Source organism: Kitasatospora sp. NPDC004272 (genome assembly GCF_053603035.1).
Genome location: NZ_JBSGET010000055.1, coordinates 1 through 17,602, shown reverse-complemented (window position 1 = coordinate 17,602; position 17,602 = coordinate 1). Strand labels below are relative to the sequence as shown.

At 74.3% G+C, this 17,602-nt stretch carries 18 protein-coding genes; 7 read left to right on the top strand and 11 right to left on the bottom strand.

Features of this window, described 5'->3' with window-relative positions; all coding sequences use genetic code 11:
• Window positions 1–208 precede the first annotated feature (208 nt).
• The 3 genes from ACWEO5_RS18550 to ACWEO5_RS18540 all read left to right on the top strand — a co-directional run bounded on the left by ACWEO5_RS18550 (window position 209) and on the right by ACWEO5_RS18540 (window position 3,212).
• Entirely contained in the window at window positions 209–1,141 is a 933-nt protein-coding gene (locus ACWEO5_RS18550; RefSeq protein ID WP_452163369.1) for a DMT family transporter, read from the top strand.
• 177 nt (window positions 1,142–1,318) lie between these two features.
• Window positions 1,319–2,176 (top strand): polysaccharide deacetylase family protein, encoded by an 858-nt coding sequence (locus ACWEO5_RS18545; RefSeq protein WP_452163368.1) that lies wholly within the window; start codon window positions 1,319–1,321, stop codon window positions 2,174–2,176.
• A 31-nt stretch (window positions 2,177–2,207) separates the two neighbouring features.
• Window positions 2,208–3,212 (top strand): ketopantoate reductase family protein, encoded by a 1,005-nt coding sequence (locus ACWEO5_RS18540; RefSeq protein ID WP_452163367.1) that lies wholly within the window; start codon window positions 2,208–2,210, stop codon window positions 3,210–3,212.
• A 7-nt stretch (window positions 3,213–3,219) separates the two neighbouring features.
• Here ACWEO5_RS18540 and ACWEO5_RS18535 read toward each other — a convergent pair whose 3' ends face one another.
• Window positions 3,220–4,038, bottom strand: a complete 819-nt coding sequence (locus ACWEO5_RS18535) for an SDR family NAD(P)-dependent oxidoreductase (protein WP_452163366.1) — start codon at window positions 4,036–4,038, stop codon at window positions 3,220–3,222.
• Between the two features lie 242 nt (window positions 4,039–4,280).
• Between ACWEO5_RS18535 and ACWEO5_RS18530 the strand changes: the two genes are divergently transcribed.
• The gene (locus ACWEO5_RS18530; protein ID WP_344555312.1) at window positions 4,281–5,147 is read left to right on the top strand and encodes a 3-hydroxybutyryl-CoA dehydrogenase; all 867 of its coding nucleotides are present in this window, start codon (window positions 4,281–4,283) and stop codon (window positions 5,145–5,147) included.
• Between the two features lie 35 nt (window positions 5,148–5,182).
• On the opposite strand, the gene ACWEO5_RS18525 is transcribed toward ACWEO5_RS18530, so the two are convergent.
• Window positions 5,183–5,578 (bottom strand): hypothetical protein, encoded by a 396-nt coding sequence (locus ACWEO5_RS18525; protein WP_452163365.1) that lies wholly within the window; start codon window positions 5,576–5,578, stop codon window positions 5,183–5,185.
• Window positions 5,579–5,762: 184 nt separating this feature from the next.
• Window positions 5,763–6,632, bottom strand: coding sequence for a chitosanase (locus tag ACWEO5_RS18520; protein WP_452163364.1), 870 nt, complete (start codon window positions 6,630–6,632; stop codon window positions 5,763–5,765).
• A gap of 260 nt (window positions 6,633–6,892) precedes the next feature.
• Between ACWEO5_RS18520 and ACWEO5_RS18515 the strand changes: the two genes are divergently transcribed.
• Window positions 6,893–7,384 (top strand): N-acetyltransferase family protein, encoded by a 492-nt coding sequence (locus ACWEO5_RS18515; RefSeq protein WP_452163363.1) that lies wholly within the window; start codon window positions 6,893–6,895, stop codon window positions 7,382–7,384.
• A 3-nt stretch (window positions 7,385–7,387) separates the two neighbouring features.
• Here ACWEO5_RS18515 and ACWEO5_RS18510 read toward each other — a convergent pair whose 3' ends face one another.
• Window positions 7,388–8,587, bottom strand: coding sequence for an MFS transporter (locus ACWEO5_RS18510; protein WP_452163362.1), 1,200 nt, complete (start codon window positions 8,585–8,587; stop codon window positions 7,388–7,390).
• Window positions 8,588–8,713: 126 nt separating this feature from the next.
• On the opposite strand from ACWEO5_RS18510, the gene ACWEO5_RS18505 reads away from it, so the two are divergent.
• Window positions 8,714–9,127, top strand: coding sequence for a hypothetical protein (locus tag ACWEO5_RS18505; RefSeq protein ID WP_452163361.1), 414 nt, complete (start codon window positions 8,714–8,716; stop codon window positions 9,125–9,127).
• 71 nt (window positions 9,128–9,198) lie between these two features.
• Here the strand turns inward: ACWEO5_RS18505 and pheT are convergent, their stop codons facing one another.
• From pheT to infC, 7 genes are all read right to left on the bottom strand, one after another.
• Window positions 9,199–11,709, bottom strand: a complete 2,511-nt coding sequence (pheT, locus tag ACWEO5_RS18500) for a phenylalanine--tRNA ligase subunit beta (RefSeq protein ID WP_452163360.1) — start codon at window positions 11,707–11,709, stop codon at window positions 9,199–9,201.
• Window positions 11,709–12,830: a phenylalanine--tRNA ligase subunit alpha gene (pheS, locus tag ACWEO5_RS18495; protein WP_344555326.1), complete on the bottom strand. Its 1,122-nt coding sequence runs from the start codon at window positions 12,828–12,830 to the stop codon at window positions 11,709–11,711. Before pheS ends, pheT begins: the two co-directional genes overlap by 1 nt.
• 127 nt (window positions 12,831–12,957) lie before the next feature.
• A complete protein-coding gene (locus tag ACWEO5_RS18490) occupies window positions 12,958–14,046 on the bottom strand; it encodes an ATP-binding protein (RefSeq protein WP_452163359.1) in 1,089 nt (362 codons plus the stop codon).
• A gap of 44 nt (window positions 14,047–14,090) precedes the next feature.
• The gene (locus tag ACWEO5_RS18485; RefSeq protein WP_452163358.1) at window positions 14,091–14,960 is read right to left on the bottom strand and encodes a TrmH family RNA methyltransferase; all 870 of its coding nucleotides are present in this window, start codon (window positions 14,958–14,960) and stop codon (window positions 14,091–14,093) included.
• A 103-nt stretch (window positions 14,961–15,063) separates the two neighbouring features.
• On the bottom strand, window positions 15,064–15,450 hold the full coding sequence (gene rplT, locus ACWEO5_RS18480; RefSeq protein WP_033256285.1) for a 50S ribosomal protein L20: 387 nt from the start codon (window positions 15,448–15,450) through the stop codon (window positions 15,064–15,066).
• 104 nt (window positions 15,451–15,554) lie between these two features.
• A complete protein-coding gene (gene rpmI / locus ACWEO5_RS18475) occupies window positions 15,555–15,749 on the bottom strand; it encodes a 50S ribosomal protein L35 (protein ID WP_030268653.1) in 195 nt (64 codons plus the stop codon).
• A gap of 133 nt (window positions 15,750–15,882) precedes the next feature.
• Window positions 15,883–16,617, bottom strand: a complete 735-nt coding sequence (gene infC / locus ACWEO5_RS18470) for a translation initiation factor IF-3 (RefSeq protein WP_344555361.1) — start codon at window positions 16,615–16,617, stop codon at window positions 15,883–15,885.
• A 484-nt stretch (window positions 16,618–17,101) separates the two neighbouring features.
• Here infC and ACWEO5_RS18465 point away from each other — a divergent pair, with 484 nt between their 5' ends.
• On the top strand, window positions 17,102–17,476 hold the full coding sequence (locus ACWEO5_RS18465; protein WP_344555335.1) for a DUF1844 domain-containing protein: 375 nt from the start codon (window positions 17,102–17,104) through the stop codon (window positions 17,474–17,476).
• Window positions 17,477–17,602: the final 126 nt, after the last annotated feature.

Here is a 17,602-nt window from a genome sequence, read left to right as displayed (position 1 = left end):
GACGGCCGGAGCCCGTCGAAGGTCCGTGCTGCTGCGTGCCGTAAACAGAACCGAAAGCAGATGCGCCGGGCGGCAGTGCACCGTCAGCAGACTGGGCCTCGCCGTTCCCCGAGCCCCTGAAGGCACAACCAACCTACTCGATTGGTCCGCTCCAGCACCCCCCGAGTGGCCCTGGGAACCGAACCACCCTCCTCCTAGCGTGGCTCCCATGACACCCACCACCCCCGCCGGCTCCGGCCGCGCGGCCGCCGCGATGTCCCTGCTCGGCGCGTCCACCGGCGTGAGCGCCGCCTTCTCCTCCTTCCCGGTGGCCGGCGGCCAGGCGCTGCGCTACACCCTGGCGGCCGCGGTGCTGCTGCCGCTGGCCCGCCGCCGGCCGCGGCTCGCGCACCGGCTGACGGTGCGCGAACTCGCCCTGCTGCTGGCCCTGTCCGCCACCGGCCTGTTCGGGTTCAACCTGCTGCTGGTCGCCGCGCTGCGGCACACCGACCCGGCGGTGGTCGGCAGCGTGGTCGGCTGCACCCCGCTGCTGCTGGGCGTGGCCGGCCCGCTGCTGGCCCGCCGCCGTCCGGCGGCCCGGCTGCTGGTGGCGGCGGCCCTGGTGGTGGGCGGCGCGGCGCTCACCCAGGGATTCGGCCACGGCGACGCGCTCGGCCTGCTGCTGGCGACCGGCACCCTGCTGTGCGAGGCGGCCTTCTCGCTGCTGGCCGTCCCGCTGCTGCCCCGGCTCGGCCCGGTCCGGGTGTCCGCCTACACCACGCTGATGGCGGTGCCGCTCTTCGCCGTGACGGCCGCCCTCTCGCCGTCCGCGCTGCGCGCGCCCACCGGCGGGGAACTACTCGCCCTGCTCTATCTCGGTCCGGTGCTGACCTGCGGCGCGTTCCTGCTCTGGTACTCGGCGCTGACCGTGCTCCCGGCGGACCGGGCGGGCCTGTTCGGCGGCCTGATCCCGCTCACCGCGACCCTCTCCGGCGCGCTGCTGACCGCCACCGCCCCCACCCCGCCGCAGTTCCTCGGCGCCGCCCTGGTCACCGCCGCCCTGCTCTTCGGCGCCACCACCGCCAGCCCCGCGACCACCGCCAACCCCGCGACCACCGCCGCCACCACCCCCGTCCCCGCCACCCCCGCCGGCACCACCTGACTCCCCGTGCGGCCCGTACGACCCGCACAACTCGCACCCCCCGCACAGCTCTCCGGCCCCCGCAACCCACCGCCCCGCCCATCGCCCTCACGCACCGTCACCCTTCCCCCGAGCGGCCACTCGTCCGGGTCGCAGCCGTTGCCACCCCGCCGAAACGTCCGCTTAGGCTGGGCCGCGATGACAGTCGACCGCCGCAGTGTTCTGCGTTCCGCCTCCCGCCTGGCCGCGTTGAGCGCCGCCGGCGGCCTCGTCGCCGCTTGCGGCGGCCCCTCCGACGGCCCCGGTGCGAACGGCCCCTCGGTGGCGGCCCGTCCGCAGCCCGCGCACCTGACCGAGTCGCCGAGCCCGAGTCCGAGCCCGACTCCGACTCCGAGCCCGAGCGCCTCCCCGTCCCCGTCCGCGACCCCGTTCGCGCTGCCCCCGCTGGCCCCGGACACCCCGCTGGAGGTGGTGACCGGGCCGCACAGCAGGCCGCAGCTGGCGCTGACCTTCCACGGCCAGGGCGATCCGGCGATCGCCACCGCGCTGCTGGAGGCCGCCGAGCAGCGCGGCGCCCGGCTGACCGTGCTGGCGGTGGGCAGCTGGCTGGACGAGCAGCCGCAGATCGCGCAGCGGATCCTGTCCGGTGGCCACGAGTTGGGCAACCACACCCAGAACCACCTGGACATCTCCTCGATGCGCCCGGAGCAGGCGCGCGAGGAGATAGCCCAGTGCGCGCAGCGCCTCCAGCGCTTGACCGGTTCGATCGGCCGCTGGTTCCGTCCGTCCGCCACGCAGTACGCGAACACGATGCTCAAGGAGCAGGCGCAGCAGGTCGGTTACGCGCACGTGCTGTCCTTCGACGTCGATCCGCGCGACTACGCGGACCCGGGCGCGGACGCGGTGACCCGCCGGGTGCTGAAGGCGGCGGCGGCCGGTTCGGTGGTCGCCCTGCACATGGGCCACCCGGGCACGGTGACGGCCCTGCCGGACATCCTGGACGGGCTCGCGGAGCAGGGCCTGCACGCGGTGACGGCCTCCGAACTCTGCGCCTGAGCAAGGCCCCCGCCGTGGCATGCTCGTCCCCATGCGCTACATCTTCCTGGGCGCCGGCGCGGTCGGCGGCACCATCGGCGGACGCCTGCACCGCGGCGGCCGCGACGTCCTGCTGGTCGCCCGCGGCCCGCACCTGGCCGCGCTGCGCGCCGACGGCCTGCGGCTGACCGTCCCGGACGGCACCCACCTGCTGCCGGTCCCGGCGGTCGGCGGCCCGGAGGAGGTCGAGCTGACCCCGGACGACGTGCTGGTGCTGGCGGTGAAGACCCAGCACTCGGCGGCCCTGCTCGACCGGTGGGCGCCCCGCCCGGTCGCGGGCGGCGGGACGGCGGGCGAGCGGCTGCCGCTGGTGTGCGCGCAGAACGGCGTGGAGAACGAGCGGCTGGCGCTGCGCCGCTTCGCCCGGGTGTACGGGATGTGCGTGTGGCTGCCGTCCACCCACCTGGAGCCGGGCGCGGTCTCGGCGGCGGGCTCGCCCCGCTCGGGCGTGCTGCACCTGGGCCGTTACCCGCACGGCACGGACGGGACGGCCACCCGGATCGCCGCCGACCTGGACGACTCGCACTTCGACGGGTACGCGGTCGAGGACGTGATGGCCTGGAAGTACGCGAAGCTGCTGAGCAACCTGGGCAACGCGCTGGAGGCGGTGGCCGGTCCGATCGACGGCGAGCTGCGGACGCGGTTGTGGCGGCGGGCCCTGGCGGAGGGCGGGGCGGTGCTGGCGGCCGCCGGGATCACGTACCCGTCCGAGGAGGAGCAGCGGGCCAGGCGCGGCGACCGGGTGACGCTGCTGCCGCTGGCGGGCGCGGTGCGCAGCGGCGGTTCGTCCTGGCAGTCGCTGGTGCGCGGCACCGGCGACATCGAGGCCGACTACCTGAACGGCGAGGTGGTCCTGCTGGGCCGCCTGCACGGGGTGCCGACGCCGCTCAACGCGGCCCTGCAGCGCCTGGCCGCCGCCTTCGCCCGCGAGAGCCGGCCGGCCGGCTCCCTCCCGGAGGCCGACCTGGCCGACCTGGCCGCCCTGCTCGACGCCTGAACGGGCGTCACCCCATCGGGTCGTCCGGCCCGTACGGGCGCAGCCGCAGCGTGCGGGCGTCGGTGGAGCGGATGGTGGCGGCGGAGGCCACCAGGGTCTCCAGGTTGTCGCGCCCGGCGTGCAGGAAGCGCCCGTGCAGCCCGTCGAAGCGGCCGCGGGCGGCGTCGACGGTGACGGCGACCATGTACGGGACGGAGCCCCAGGCCTTCATGTCGTCGAACATCGGCATGCCGGCGGTCATCTCGGTGGCGACCGCGCCGGGGCTGATGTCGAGCACCACGACGCCGTGCTCGCCGACCGAGTCGGCGATGTTGTCGGAGAGCCGCAGCAGCGCGCCCTTGGAGGTGGCGTACGCGGTGTAGTGGCCGTCGGGGCGCAGCGCGAAGCCGCTGTTGAGGTTGATCACCCGACCGCGGCGGCGCTGCACCATGCCGGGCAGGACGTTGCGCAGCAGGTTGTAGGGGCCGCGCAGGTTGGTCTCGACGACCTGCCACCACTGGGCGGGGTCGGTCTCCCAGATCGGCACCTCGGCGCGGTCGACCTGTCCGGCGTTGTTGACCAGCAGGTCGACGGGGCCGAGGTCGCGCTCGATCGAGCGGACGGCCTCCCGGACGGCGCCGGGGCGGGTGACGTCGGCGGTGACGGCGACGCCGCGGGCGCCGTGCCGCACGCACTCCTTGAGGGTGGCGATCAGCTTGTCCTGGGTGCGGCCGATCAGTCCGACGGCCATGCCCTCGGCGGCCAGCCCGATGGCGATCTCGCGGCCGATGCCGCGTCCGGCCCCCGTGACCAGTCCGACCTGTCCGGTGAGTGATCCCGTCCCCATGCCCTGCTCCCTCCTCCGGCCGGCCCTCCGCATTGTGGTCCGCCCCCGGGGGGCGCACGGGGGAGCGCGCGCGGCGCACCGCCGACGCCCACCCGTTCGGCCCAGCGCCCGGCGCGCCGCCGCCGGTGGCACGCACCGATGTGAACGGGCGTTAAGGCAGGTAGTACCGTCGTCCGGGCGGGCCACGGCGCCCGCGACACCCCGGCCGGGTGACCCCCGGCTCCGTCCCGAAGGGCATTTGAGTGAGCGACATCGCGCGCGTCGGAGTAGTCGGCTGCGGCCTCATGGGGTCCGGCATCGCCGAGGTCTTCGCCCGTTCCGGCCTGGAGGTGCTGATCTCGGAGGCCAGCGGCGAGGCCCTGGAGCTCGGGCGCACCCGGCTGACCAATTCGCTGGAGACCGCGGTGCGGCGCGGCAAGCTCTCCGAGGAGGACCGGGACGCGGCGCTGGCACGGCTGTCGTTCACCACCGAGCTCGCCGACTTCCACGACCGGGACCTGGTGGTCGAGGCGGTGGCCGAGCGCGAGGACGTCAAGGTCAAGATCTTCCAGACCCTGGACCAGGTGGTGACCCGCCGGGACGCCGTCCTGGCCTCCAACACCTCCTCCATCCCGATCGTCAAGCTGGCCGCCGCGACCGGCCGCCCCGAGCAGGTGATCGGCCTGCACTTCTTCAACCCGGCCCCGGTCCAGAAGCTCGTCGAGGTCATCCCGACCCTGACCACCTCCGCCGAGACCACCACCCGCGCCGAGCAGTTCGCCGTCGAGGTCCTCGGCAAGGAGCCGATCCGCGCCCGCGACCGGGCCGGCTTCGTGGTCAACGCCCTGCTCGTCCCCTACCTGCTCTCCGCCGTCCGGATGTTCGAGTCCGGCGTCGCCACCGCCGCCGACATCGACAAGGGCATGGAGGCCGGCTGCGCCCACCCGATGGGCCCGCTGCGCCTGTGCGACCTGATCGGCCTGGACACCATCGTCTCGATCGCCGAGTCGATGTACCACGAGTACAAGGAACCGCTGTACGCGGCCCCGCCGCTGCTCTCCCGGATGGTCGACGCGGGCCTGCTCGGCCGCAAGTCCGGCCGCGGCTTCTACGACTACACCGCTTCCTGAACCACCCCTCCCGCCCGCCGGGGGCGCACGGTGGTTCAGGGGCTGGCGTAGCGGGCGATGTCGGCGATCCGGCAGCTGACCGGGCCGTGCGGGTCGGCGGTGCCCTGGGCGTGTTCGAGGGCGTCCTGGCCGGGCGGGAGGGAGCTGGCGGCGGCGACGCCCTCGGTGACCTGGCGGCCGGCGCCGTCGTCGAAGGCGATCTGCACCACGTAGTTGCTGGTGGTGGCGGTGTGGTTGGTGATCCGGACGGTGGCGGAGGGCCAGCTCAGTTCGTCGTCCACCTGGCAGGAGGTCAGTTCGACGTCGCCGAACGCGGCCCGCCCGGCGTCCTCCGCGCCCGCCGTCCGGCCGTCGTCGTCCTGGTCGCAGCCGGCCGCCGTCAGGGCCAGCGCGGCGACCAGGAGGGCGGTGGCGATCGCTCGGGTGCGCATGGTCTCCCCTCGGGCCGGACACGGGTCGAGGCCGACGCTACGAGCCGCCGGGGCCGCCCGCACGGAATGTGTCCGATCCGTAATAACCGTGCGGAGCAAGTGTGTTGACGGTGCGTCAGCGAATGAACCGGGCACGGCGGACGGCCCGGCGCGTGCGGGCGCCGGGCCGTCCGGGTCGGGGGTGTCAGGCGTTGATCTGGTACGGGTCGCCGTAGACCTTCCACTTGAGCGGCGGGTTGAGGTCGAAGTTCCCGGCGTTCAGGAAGACCAGCTGCTCGGTGTCGACCCGGCTGGTGTCGGCGTGCGCCTCCTCCTGCTTCATGATCACCTTCCGGGCGTCCAGGAACGCCTTGAGGTAGGTGGTCTCGTCGCCGCCCTGGGCCGGGGTCTTGGCCTTCTTCATCGCGGCGGCGCGGATCCCGCCGAAGCTGTCGGAGCTGCTGCCGGGGCCGTGCATCACGATGGCGTCGTAGTAGATGAACTGGCCGAGCGCGCGCAGCCCGTCGGCCTTGGCCTGCTTGACCGAGGGGTTGAAGTAGACCCGGTCGCGCTCGTCGTTCTGGGCCTGCTGGAAGACGGTGTCCTTGGCGGCGGTCTTCCAGTCGCTGACGAAGGCGCTGCCGAGGCCGGAGTGCGAGTCGGTGCCGTTGACCTTCTTCAGCGCGGGCAGGTACTTGGCCAGGACGTTGCCGGACTTGAGGTCGGTGTAGTGCTGGACGAGTTCGAGCATGTCGCCGGTGCCGGAGCAGAAGCCGATGATGCCCGCGGTGTAGCCGCGGCCGTCGCCGATGTCCTCGATGTACTTGTACTGGGCCTTCCAGTCGAGCGAGGAGTTCTCGGCCGAGGAGACCAGCTCCATGGCGATCTCCTTCTTCGCCGGGTCGTCCAGTCCGACGGCCGCCACCGCCACGGTGCCCGCAGTGCTCGCCGCGGGGGTGGCGGCGTGTCCGGTCCCGGCCGCGGCCAGGGTCAGCGGGAGGGCGCCGACCAGGATCGCGAGGGCGGCCCGGGTGGTGCGGGCGGTACGAGCGGTGCGGTGCTTGCTGGGGTGCATCTGACGCTCCGTCTGCCGGCCGCGGGCATGGGGGTGCCCGCGGAAGGTGAGTTAGGAAACTTTCCTAACCATGATTGAAGCGTCCCGCCGCGCCCCTCCGCAAGGCGTGCGACGGTATCCGGGCCAACTCGTCCACCCGGCCGGCCCAGCGCCCCGACGGTCCGTCACTCCCCCGCCGGCGCACCGCGCACCGCCCCGCCCACCACCCGGCACCGGAAAACCGCTGGCCCCCGGGCCGGACGGCGACCATGCTGGGCCGGATGGAGATCCGCGAAGCCACCCCGGAGGACTGGGCCGCCGTCTGGCCGTTCTTCCACCGCATCGTCGCCGCCGGCGAGACCTTCACCTACCCGGCCGACCTGACGTCCGCCGAGGCCCGCGGCTGGTGGATGCTGCCCGCCCCCGACCGCACCGTGGTCGCCGTCGACGACGCCACCGGCGCCGTCCTCGGCACCGCCAAGATGAACCGCAACCAGGCGGGCGGCGGCGCGCACGTCGCCAGCGCCAGCTTCATGGTCGACCCGGACCACGCCGGGCGCGGCACCGGCCGCGCCCTGGGCGAGGAGGCCCTCCGCTGGGCCCGCGAACGGGGCTTCCGCGCCGTGCAGTTCAACGCCGTGGTCGCCAGCAACGCCCCCGCCGTCGGCCTCTACCGCTCGCTGGGCTTCGCCGTGGTCGGCACCGTCCCCGAGGGCTTCCACCACCCCCGCCTGGGCTACGTCGACCTGTACGTCATGCACCGGCGGCTGTGACCCTCACGCTCCCCCGCCACCCACCGCGACCGCCCCCGCCGTCTCCCGCACCACCGCCGGCCGGGAGGCGACCGTCACCAGCAGCGACAGCGCGGCCGCCGCCCCGATCGCCCAGCGCACCTCCACCCACTGCGCCAGGGCGCCCGCCAGCGCCGCGCCCACGCCCTGCCAGGCGATCCGGCCCGCCGACTCCACGCCCTGCACCTGCCCCCGGGCGGCACCGGGCGTCAGCGCCAGCAGCCGCTCCTGCAACGGCAGCGTCGCCGCGAACCCGACGCCCGCCACGCCCACCGCCAGCGCCGCCGCCCACACCGGCGGCCGGGCCGCCAGCAGCAGGAACGGCCCCGCCAGCAGCAGCCGCAGCCCGTACGCCAGCCGGGCCCGCCGGGCCGCGTCCAGCAGCCGCCCCACCAGCAGGTCCCCCACCAGCATCCCGGCCGAGCCCGCCGCCAGCAGCGTCCCGGCCGCCCCGGGCGCGTACGGCAGGAACAGTGCCTCGCAGCCCACCACCAGCCCGTTGGGCACCCACAGGTTCAGCAGCAGCGCCCGCCGCCCCGGCCGGCCCAGCAGTTCGACGTTGCCCCGCCAGGTCTCCCGCAGCCCCGGCCGGCGCGGCGGCCGGACCGACCGCTCCCGCACCGTGGCCGCCACCGCCACCGTCGCCAGCGCCGTCAGCCCGGCCGCCGCCCACAGCAGCCGGTACGGCGTCAGGACGGTCAGCAGCACCCCGCCGAGCGCGAAGCCGAGCACCGCCGCCCCGCCCGCCGTGACGTTCATCAGCGACCTGGCGGGCGCGTAGCCCTGCGGCGGGACGATCTCCGCCAGCAGGCCCATCCGGGTCCCGGTGCCGAGCGCCTGGAAGAAGCCGACCACCAGCAGCAGCGCGAACCGTCCCGCCAGCGGCAGCCCCGGCACCGCCTGCGCCAGCGTCGCCGCCAGTGCCAGCAGGTGCAGCGCCACCAGCGTCCGGCGCGGCCGCGCCCCGTCCGCGACCGACATCAGCGTCAGCGCGCCCAGCACCGCCGCGAACGACGACCCGTACATGCTCACCGCCGTCAGGAACGGCGACCCGGTGCGCTCCCGCACCAGCGCGCCCAGCGCGAAGCCGGACAGCGTCCCGGCCCCCGCCAGCAGCGTGAAACCTGCGTACAACCCCGCGAACTCGCGCTGCCGCAGCAGCGCCCGGTACCCGTGTCCAGTCATGAAAAAAGCCTCCGACGCTGCCGCGGGGGCGCGTTCGAAGGCCGACGACGAGAACATAGCAGTCAACGGACCGCTCCCGCACGGGTTTTCGCCCCTGCGGCCGCCGGTTCTGGCACAGTGGCGGCCATGCGTACCCGTCCCGTCCTCACCCGGACCGCGGCCGGCCTCCTGGCCGCCGGCCTCGCCCTGGCCCTGAGCTCCTGCGACTTCCCGGGCAGCGACTCCAAGGGCGGTGGTGCGAAGGGCGGCGGCGCCGGGCCCGCCGCCACCGCCTCCGCCTCCGGCGCCGACTGGGCCGAACTCGCCGGCGCCGAGGCCGCCATGCTCGGCGACCTCGCCGACATCGACCCCGGCCTGGTCACCGACCAGGAGAAGGCGATCGCCGGCGCCGACACGGTCTGCGAGGCCATCCGGGCCGGCAAGAGCGAGGACGAGGTGGCCCGCACCGCGGGCGCCGAGTTCACCACCGACGAGATCAAGCCCGACCTCGGGGTCGTCAGCCGGATCGTCGACGTCCTGAAGTCCACCACCTGCGTCTGAGCCCGGACGCGGCGGAGCCCCGCCGCTCCCCCGCCCGGGGGTGCGACGGGGCTCCGTCACGCAGCGGGCGCTCAGGCCCCGCGCAGCACCGCGCCGGTGCGCTCGCCGGCCACCGCGACCGCCGACGCGCGGGCCGCCGACGCCTCGTCGGCCGTCAGCGTCCGGTCGGTGGCCCGGAAGCGCAGCGTGTACGCCAGCGACTTCTTGCCCGCGCCCGCCTGCTCGCCGGTGAACACGTCGAACAGCCGCAGCGACTCCAGCAGTTCGCCCGCGCCCTCGCGCAGCGCCGCCTCCACGTCCGCGGCGTGCACGGCCGCGTCCACGATCAGCGCCACGTCCTGGGTCGCCACCGGGTAGGCGGAGACCGGCGGGCCGGAGACCCGGCGGCCGTCCGCGAACAGCAGGTCCAGGTCGAGCTCCATCGCGCTGGTGCGCTCCGGCAGGTGCAGTGCCTTGACCACGCGCGGGTGCAGCTCGCCGGCGTGGCCGACGACCTCGTCGCCGACCAGCAGTTCGGCGCAGCGCCCCGGGTGCCACGGCGCGTACTGCGCCTGGCGGACGGTCAGCTCCACGCCCGCGGCGGCGGCGACCACCCGGGCCGCCTCGACCGCGTCCGCCCAGCCGGACGGCGCGCCCTTGCCCCACCAGCCGGAGGGCAGCCGCTCGCCGGTCAGCGCGACGGCGACCCGGCGCGGCTGGTCGGGGAGGGCGGCGTTCAGCTCGGCGAGCTGCTCCTCGGTCGGCCGGCGGTCCACCGGCAGCCGCGGCGCGACCTTCGGCTCGGCCTTGGGCAGGAACACCGTGCCGGTCTCGAAGATCGCCAGGTCGGTGTTGCCGCGCCCGACGTTGCGCCGCAGCGCGCCCAGCAGGCCCGGCAGCAGCGTGGTGCGCAGCCCCGGCTCGGCGTCGTTCAGCGGGTTGACCAGCTTGACGGTGCGCCGGCGCGCGTCGTCGGCGTCCAGCCCGAGGCCGTCGAAGGAGGCGTCGCCGACGAACGGGTACGCGTTGATCTCCACGTAGCCCGCGCCGGCCAGCGCCACGCCGACCCGCCGGTGGAAGCGCTGCGCCTCGGAGAGGCCGCGCCCGGGCGGGGTGACCGGCATCCGGGCCGGGACGTTGTCGTAGCCCTCCAGCCGGATGACCTCCTCGGCGAGGTCGTACGGGTCGGTCAGGTCGGGCCGCCAGGACGGCGGGGTGACCTCCAGGACGTCCGTCCCGACGACCGTGCAGCCGACCTCCTGCAGGCGGCGGGCGACGGTCTCGCGGCCGTACTCGGCGCCGGCCACCCGGTCGGGCAGGTCGGCGTCGATCGGGATGGTGCGCACCGGGTGCGGGGCGGCGATGTCGGTGACCCCGGCCTCGGCGGTGCCGCCGGCGATCAGCACCAGCAGGTCGACGGCGCGCTGCGCGGCGGCCCGGGCGGCCTCCGGGTCGACGCCGCGCTCGAAGCGCTTGGACGCCTCGGAGGGCAGCTTGTGCCGCTTGGCGGCGCGGGCGATGGCGACCGGCTCGAAGTGCGCGGCCTCGATGATGATCTCGGTGGTGCCGCTGGCCAGGCCGGTCTCCGCGTCCACGACCGGGTCGAGGATCTCGGTGGTGGCGCCGCCCATCACGCCGGCCAGGCCGATCGGGCCGGAGTTGTCGCAGATCAGCAAGTCCTCGGCGGACAGCTTGCGCTTGACGCCGTCCAGCGTGGTGAGCTCCTCGCCCGGCACCGCCCGGCGGACCTGGATCGGCCCGTCCACCCGGCCCCGGTCGTAGGCGTGCAGCGGCTGGCCGACCTCCAGCATCACGTAGTTGGTGATGTCGACGGCCAGCGAGATCGGCCGGATCCCGGCCTTCTGCAGGCGGCGCTGCAGCCAGATCGGCGACTTCGCGCCCGGGTCGACGCCGGTGACGGTGCGCGCCACGAAGCGGTCGCAGCCGACCGGGTCGGCGACCTTCACCGGGTAGCCGTACGAGTTGGCCGGGGGCACGTCCAGCAGCGCCGGGTCGGCCAGCGGCAGGCCGTACGCGGCGGCGGCCTCGCGGGCCACGCCGCGCATCGAGAGGCAGTAGCCGCGGTCGGGGGTGACCGCGATGTCGAGCACCTCGTCGACCAGCTGCAGCAGTTCGAGGGCGTCGGTGCCGGCCTCGTACTCGGGCGGCAGCACGATGATGCCGTTGTGGTCGTCGCCCATGCCGAGCTCGCGGGCGGAGCAGATCATGCCGGCCGAGGTGTGGCCGTAGGTCTGCCGGGCGGAGATCGGGAACGGGCCGGGCAGCACGCCGCCGGGCAGGATCACCACGACCTTGTCGCCGACCCGGAAGTTGGTGGCGCCGCAGACGATCTCCTGCGGCTCGCCGGTGCCGTTGGCGTCGCCGACGTTCAGGAAGCAGTGCCGGATCGGCTTCTTGAAGCCGGTCAGCTCCTCGATCGAGAGCACCTCGCCGACGACCAGCGGGCCCTTGATGTCGGTGCCGAGCTGCTCGACGGTCTCCACTTCGAGACCCGCGCGGACCAGCCGGGCCGCGACGTCGCGGCCGGTCTCGCCCGCCGGCAGGTCGACGTACTCGCGCAGCCAGGAAAGCGGGACGCGCATCAGATCTCCATCCCGAACGGGAGGGTGAAGCGGACGTCACCCTCGACCATGTCGCGCATGTCGGCGACGTTGTGGCGGTTCATCAGGATCCGCTCCAGGCCGAGGCCGAAAGCGAATCCGCTGTAGCGGTTCGGGTCGATGCCCGCGGCGACCAGCACCCGCGGGTTGACCACGCCGCAGCCGCCCAGCTCGATCCAGCCCTCCGAGGAGCAGGTCCGGCACGGGCGGTCGGGGTTGCCCACCGAGGCGCCGCGGCACACGAAGCACTGCAGGTCGATCTCGGCGCTGGGCTCGGTGAACGGGAAGTACGAGGGGCGCCAGCGCAGTTCGAGGCCGCCGCCGATCAGCTTCTCCACCAGCACCTCGATGGTGCCCTTGAGGTGGCCGAAGGTGATGCCCTCGTCCACCGCGATCGCCTCGACCTGGCGGAACACCGGGGTGTGGGTGGCGTCCAGCTCGTCGGTGCGGTAGACCCGGCCGGGGCTGACCGCGTACAGCGGCGGCTCGCCGGCCAGCATCGCGCGGATCTGCACCGGGGAGGTCTGGGTGCGCAGCACCATGCCGGAGTCGGCGGTGCCGTCGGGCGCCTCGACGAAGAAGGTGTCCTGCATCGAGCGGGCCGGGTGGTCGGCGTGCAGGTTGAGGGCGTCGAAGTTCAGCCACTCCGCCTCGACCTCGGGGCCGGAGGCCACCTGGTAGCCCATCGCGACGAAGGTGTCCTCGATGCGCTCGGCCAGCGTGGTCAGCGGGTGCCGGGCGCCGCGCGGCACCCGGCCGTACGGCAGGGTGACGTCCACCGCCTCCTCGACCAGCACCCGGGCGTCGCGCTCCGCCTCCAGCTCGACCTGGCGCGCGGCCAGGGCCTGGTTGACGGCGCCGCGGGCCTGGCCGATCAGCTTGCCCGCGGCGGCCTTGGCCTGCGGGGGCAGCGCGCCGATCTCGCGGTTGGCGAGCGACAGCGGGGAGCGGTCGCCGGTGTGCGCGACCTTCGCCTGCTTGAGCTCGTCGAGGTCGGCGGCGGCGGCGAAGGCGGCGAGCGCCTCGTCCCGGGCCTGTTCCACCACCTCGGGCTTGAGGGCCTCGACCTCGACCGGGTCGTACGACTTATTGGGTGCCGACATCTCTATCTTTCCCGTGCTCCTGCTCGTGATCAGGTCTGCTGCGTCGCCGGGCGTCCCAGAACGCCAAAGGTCGAGTGTAGTCGCAGCCCGCCACCGCCCCGGGCGGGTGGCCGCGCCCCGGGCGGGCTCAGAGCATGAAGTCGGGGACGCCCGCGGGGAGCACGAACCGGAACCGGGCGCCGCCGCCGTCGGCCCGGCTGATCCGGATCACCCCGCCGTGCGCCTCGACGATGCCCTTGACGATGTACAGGCCCAGGCCGGTGCCGCCGCGCCTGGAGCCCCGCCAGAACCGGGTGAAGACCCGCGGCATCGCCTCCTCGGGGATGCCGGCGCCCTGGTCGCTGACGGTCACCGCGGTGCCCTCGACCACCCGCGGCGGGATGCCGGGCACCTCCACCAGCTCTTTCGCCGGGCCGACCTCGATGGTCACGGTGCCCTCGCCGTGCCGGACCGCGTTCTCCAGCAGGTTGGCCAGCACCTGGTCGATCTTGTCCGGGTCGCCCCACTGCTCGGCGGGCGGCCCGGCCACCTTGATGTCGAAGCGCTCGGCGGGGATCCCGGCGGCGACCTTCCCGGCCACGTGCCGGTGCACGGCGGCCGGCAGGTCGATCCGCTGCCGGCGGATCTCCAGCCGGCCCGCGTCGATCCGGGAGATGTCCAGCAGTTCGGCGATCAGCCGCACCACCCGGTCGGCGTCCGCGTCGACGGTCTCCAGCATCACCCGCTTCTGGCCGTCGTTGAACCGCTCCCACTTGGCCAGCAGCGTCGCCGTGAAGCCCTTGACGCTGGTCAGCGGGGAGCGCAGCTCGTGCGCGACGGTGGCGATCAGCTCGGCGTGCGAGCGCTCGGTGCGCCGCCGCGCCTCGGTGCCGCGCAGCGTCACCACCACCTGCCGGACCGGCCCGCGCGGCGCGTCGCGCACGTACCTGGCGCACACCAGCACCTCGCGCCCGTCCAGCAGCAGGTTCCGCTCGGGCTGCCCGGTGCGCACCGCGAGCCCGCCGTACGGGTCGGTGAGCCGCCACCAGGGGCGCCCGTCCAGGTCCTCCAGCGGCAGCGCCCGTTCCAGTTCGACGCCGATCGCGCGGTGCGCGGAGCGTCCGGTGATCCGTTCCGCGGCCCGGTTGAAGACCACCACCCGGCCCCGCTCGTCCGCGACCACCAGCCCGTCCGGCAGGTCGTCAGGTCCGACCGGTGCCCAGTTGACGCCGCCCATGGGTGTCCTCCCCGCCCGCCCCCTCGCAGGCCCAGGAACCGACCCTAGCGCGCCCGGCCCTCGGCGCGACACCCGCCGCGGGAGCGCTGGGCGCGCGCGGAGGCGTACAGGCACACGGCGGCGGCCGTGGCGAGGTTCAGGCTCTCCGCGTGCCCGTGGATGGGCACCTTCACCACCTCGTCCGCCAGTGCGCGGGTCTCCTCCGGCAGGCCCCACGCCTCGTTGCCGAACACCCAGGCGCACGGGCCCTGCAGGGTGCCCTCGTCCAGCTCCTGGTCGAGGTCGCGCTGCCCGGCCCCGTCCGCGGCCAGCACCCGCACCCCGGCCGCGCGCAGCCGGGCCACCGCCTCCTCGACCGGCACCCCGGTCGCCACCGGCAGGTGGAACAGGCTGCCGACGGACGCCCGCACCGCCTTCGGGTTGTACGGGTCCACCGAGGCGTCGGTCAGCACCACCGCGTCCGCCCCGGCCGCGTCCGCGGTGCGCAGCACGGTGCCCGCGTTCCCGGGGTCGCGCACGTGCGCGAGCACGGCGACCAGCCGCGGGCGGGCGGCCAGCACCTGCTCGAACGGGGTGTCGATGAACCGGCACAGCGCCACGATGCCCTGCGGGGTGACGGTGTCGCAGATGTCCGCGACGACCTCCTCGGTGGCGCTCAGCACCGGCAGCCCGGCCTCCCGCGCGGCGGCGACGATCCCGGCGTGCCGCCCGGCGGCCTCCGGCGTCACGTACACCTCGACCACCGCGTGCTCCCCGTCCGGCAGCCGCCCGAAGGCCACCGCCTCCCGGACGGCCTGCGGTCCCTCGGCCAGGAAGCGCCGCTCCTTGCCGCGCTGGTTGCGCTTGGCGAGCCGGCGGGCGGCGACGACGCGCGGGGAGCGCAGGGAGGTCAGCAGGGGGGTCTCGGTGCTCATGCTCACGATCTTCGTCACGGACGGGCGGGGGCGCGATACGCGACGGACCCGCAGGCCGGGCGGCCTGCGGGTCCGGGGAACGCTTTCAGGGCGACGGCCTGGATCAGGCGGCGACCTTGGGGGCGTTGACGTCCGCCGGGAGCGCCTTCCGGGCGACCTCGACCAGGGCCTGGAACGCCACGGAGTCGTTCACCGCGAGGTCGGCCAGCATCTTGCGGTCGATCTCGACGCCAGCGGCCTTGAGGCCCTGGACGAAGCGGTTGTAGGTGATGCCGTTGGCACGGGCAGCGGCGTTGACGCGCTGGATCCAGAGCTGGCGGAAGTCGCCCTTGCGCTTCTTGCGGTCGTTGAAGTTGTAGACCAGCGAGTGGGTGACCTGCTCCTTGGCCTTGCGGTACAGGCGCGAACGCTGACCGCGGTAGCCGGAGGCCCGCTCGAGGATGACCCGGCGCTTCTTGTGGGCGTTCACTGCCCGCTTGACGCGTGCCACTTCATTACTCCTTGGTTCCGGACCTCGGATCGTGCCGGCGGTCCGTTATTCGATTCGGTCGGGAAGGATCAGCTGGTGCCCGCGACGCTGCCGCGGGCGGGCGATCACTTGCCGAGAAGCTTCTTGATCTTCTTCGCGTCGCCCGGGGCCATCTCGGCGTTGCCGGCCAGCTTGCGGGTCAGCGTCGAGGGCTTGTGCTCAAGCAGGTGGCGACGGCCGGCACGCTCGCGCAGCACCTTCCCGGAGCCAGTGATCTTGAAGCGCTTGCTGGCGCCGCTGTGCGTCTTCTGCTTCGGCATGTCGCCGTTTCTCCTCGTCGGTCCGTTCCGGCCCGCGCCGTGCGGCGCGGGCCGGAACTGGATGGATCTCGTCTCCAGGGCGGGACGCCCCGGAACCGGGTGCCTCGACTCCCGGTCGTCCGAGCCCTGGGGCTCAGGCGTCCTGGGCGGCCTCGGCGGGCTGCTCGACCTCGGCGGCCTCGGCGGCCTCGGTCTCGGCGGCGTCGGTCTCCTCGACCTCGGCCGCCTCGTCCTCGGCGCCGTCGATGTCCTCGACGTCGTCGACGTCATCCGCCTGGTCCGCGGCCGGTCCGCGACCCAGCCGCTCCGCCTTGCGGGCGTCGGCGGCGGCGCGGGCCTCGGCCATGGCCTCGGTCTTCTTCTTGTGCGGGCCGAGAACCATGATCATGTTTCGGCCGTCCTGCTTCGGAGCGGACTCCACGAAGCCCAGGTCCTGGACGTCGTCCGCGAGCCGCTGCAGCAGTCGGAAGCCCAGCTCGGGGCGGGACTGCTCACGACCGCGGAACATGATCGTGATCTTGACCTTGTCGCCCTGCTTGAGGAACCGGACGACGTGACCCTTCTTGGTGTCATAGTCGTGCGGGTCGATCTTCGGCCGGAGCTTCATCTCCTTGATGACCGTGTGCGCCTGGTTCTTGCGCGCCTCACGGGCCTTCATGGCCGACTCGTACTTGAACTTGCCGTAGTCCATGAGCTTGCACACCGGCGGGCGCGCCGTGGCGGCGACCTCGACCAGGTCCAGGTCGTACTCCTGGGCAAGCTCCAGCGCCTTCGCGAGCGGGACGATGCCGACCTGCTCGCCGCTGGGACCGACGAGTCGCACCTCGGGGACGCGAATCCGGTCGTTGATGCGGGGCTCGGTGCTGATGGGGCCTCCTCGGTTGCACCTTTTCCGATGCGGCCGTCGGGCGGCGGTCGCACGTAGTGGTTTCGACCACTGGGCGGGGCTTCATTCATGCTCCGCTGCCCGTCGAGGGCACCGAGCGCACGAAAAAAGCCCCGCACGGTACAGGCGGGGCTCCACACGTTCCGGGATGCCCTCACGGGCACCACTGCTGACGAACAGTCCCTCGCGGGCGCTCATCGCGGACCGGACCCGTCGGCCCTTCGGCCGCGCGGGTGGGAGACTGTCGCGGTTGCCCTCTCGGGCCTCCTGGGTGGAGCCTCCACTTGCTGGCCGGGCAACCCGAAAGGGTCCCCTGGCCGGTCAGTCTCGAATCATACCAGCGTTTTTGGCCCGACCGGTATTCCGACCCCGCCAGCCCGCCCGACCGGCGCCACCGGCCCCCTCCCGCCCGCCTTGTACGCTCCTTCCGTACCGCGCTTTCGCCCCAGCCCCTCGGAGTGACACCTTGACCAGCCAGCCCGACCACGCGCACGAGTCCGAGCAGGCCCTCGGCTTCGACGACCTGACCCGCGACATCGCCGAGGTCCCCGCCGTCGAGGTGATCACCACCGTCGCCGTCCACCTGATGAGCGCCGCCGCCGTCAAGTGCGGCCTCGCCGAGGGCGGCGAGGCCGACAAGGACCTCGACGAGGCCCGCAAGCTGATCACCGCCCTGGCCGGCCTGGTCACCGCCGGAGCCCCCGAGATCTCCAACTTCCACGCCGCCCCGCTCCGCGACGGCCTCCGCTCCCTCCAGCTCGCCTTCCGCGAGGCCTCCCTCATCCCCGACGCCCCCGGCTCCGGCCCCGGCGAGAAGTTCACCGGCCCGGTCTACTCCTGACCGGCCCCGCGCGGAGGCCGCCCCCCCGGGGCGCGGGCCCCGGCGGGGGGCCCCCGGCGACGGGGAGGCGGCCCCCGGGGGTGGCGGGGCGGCGGGGGGGGGGGGGGTGGCCGGTGGGGTGGGCCG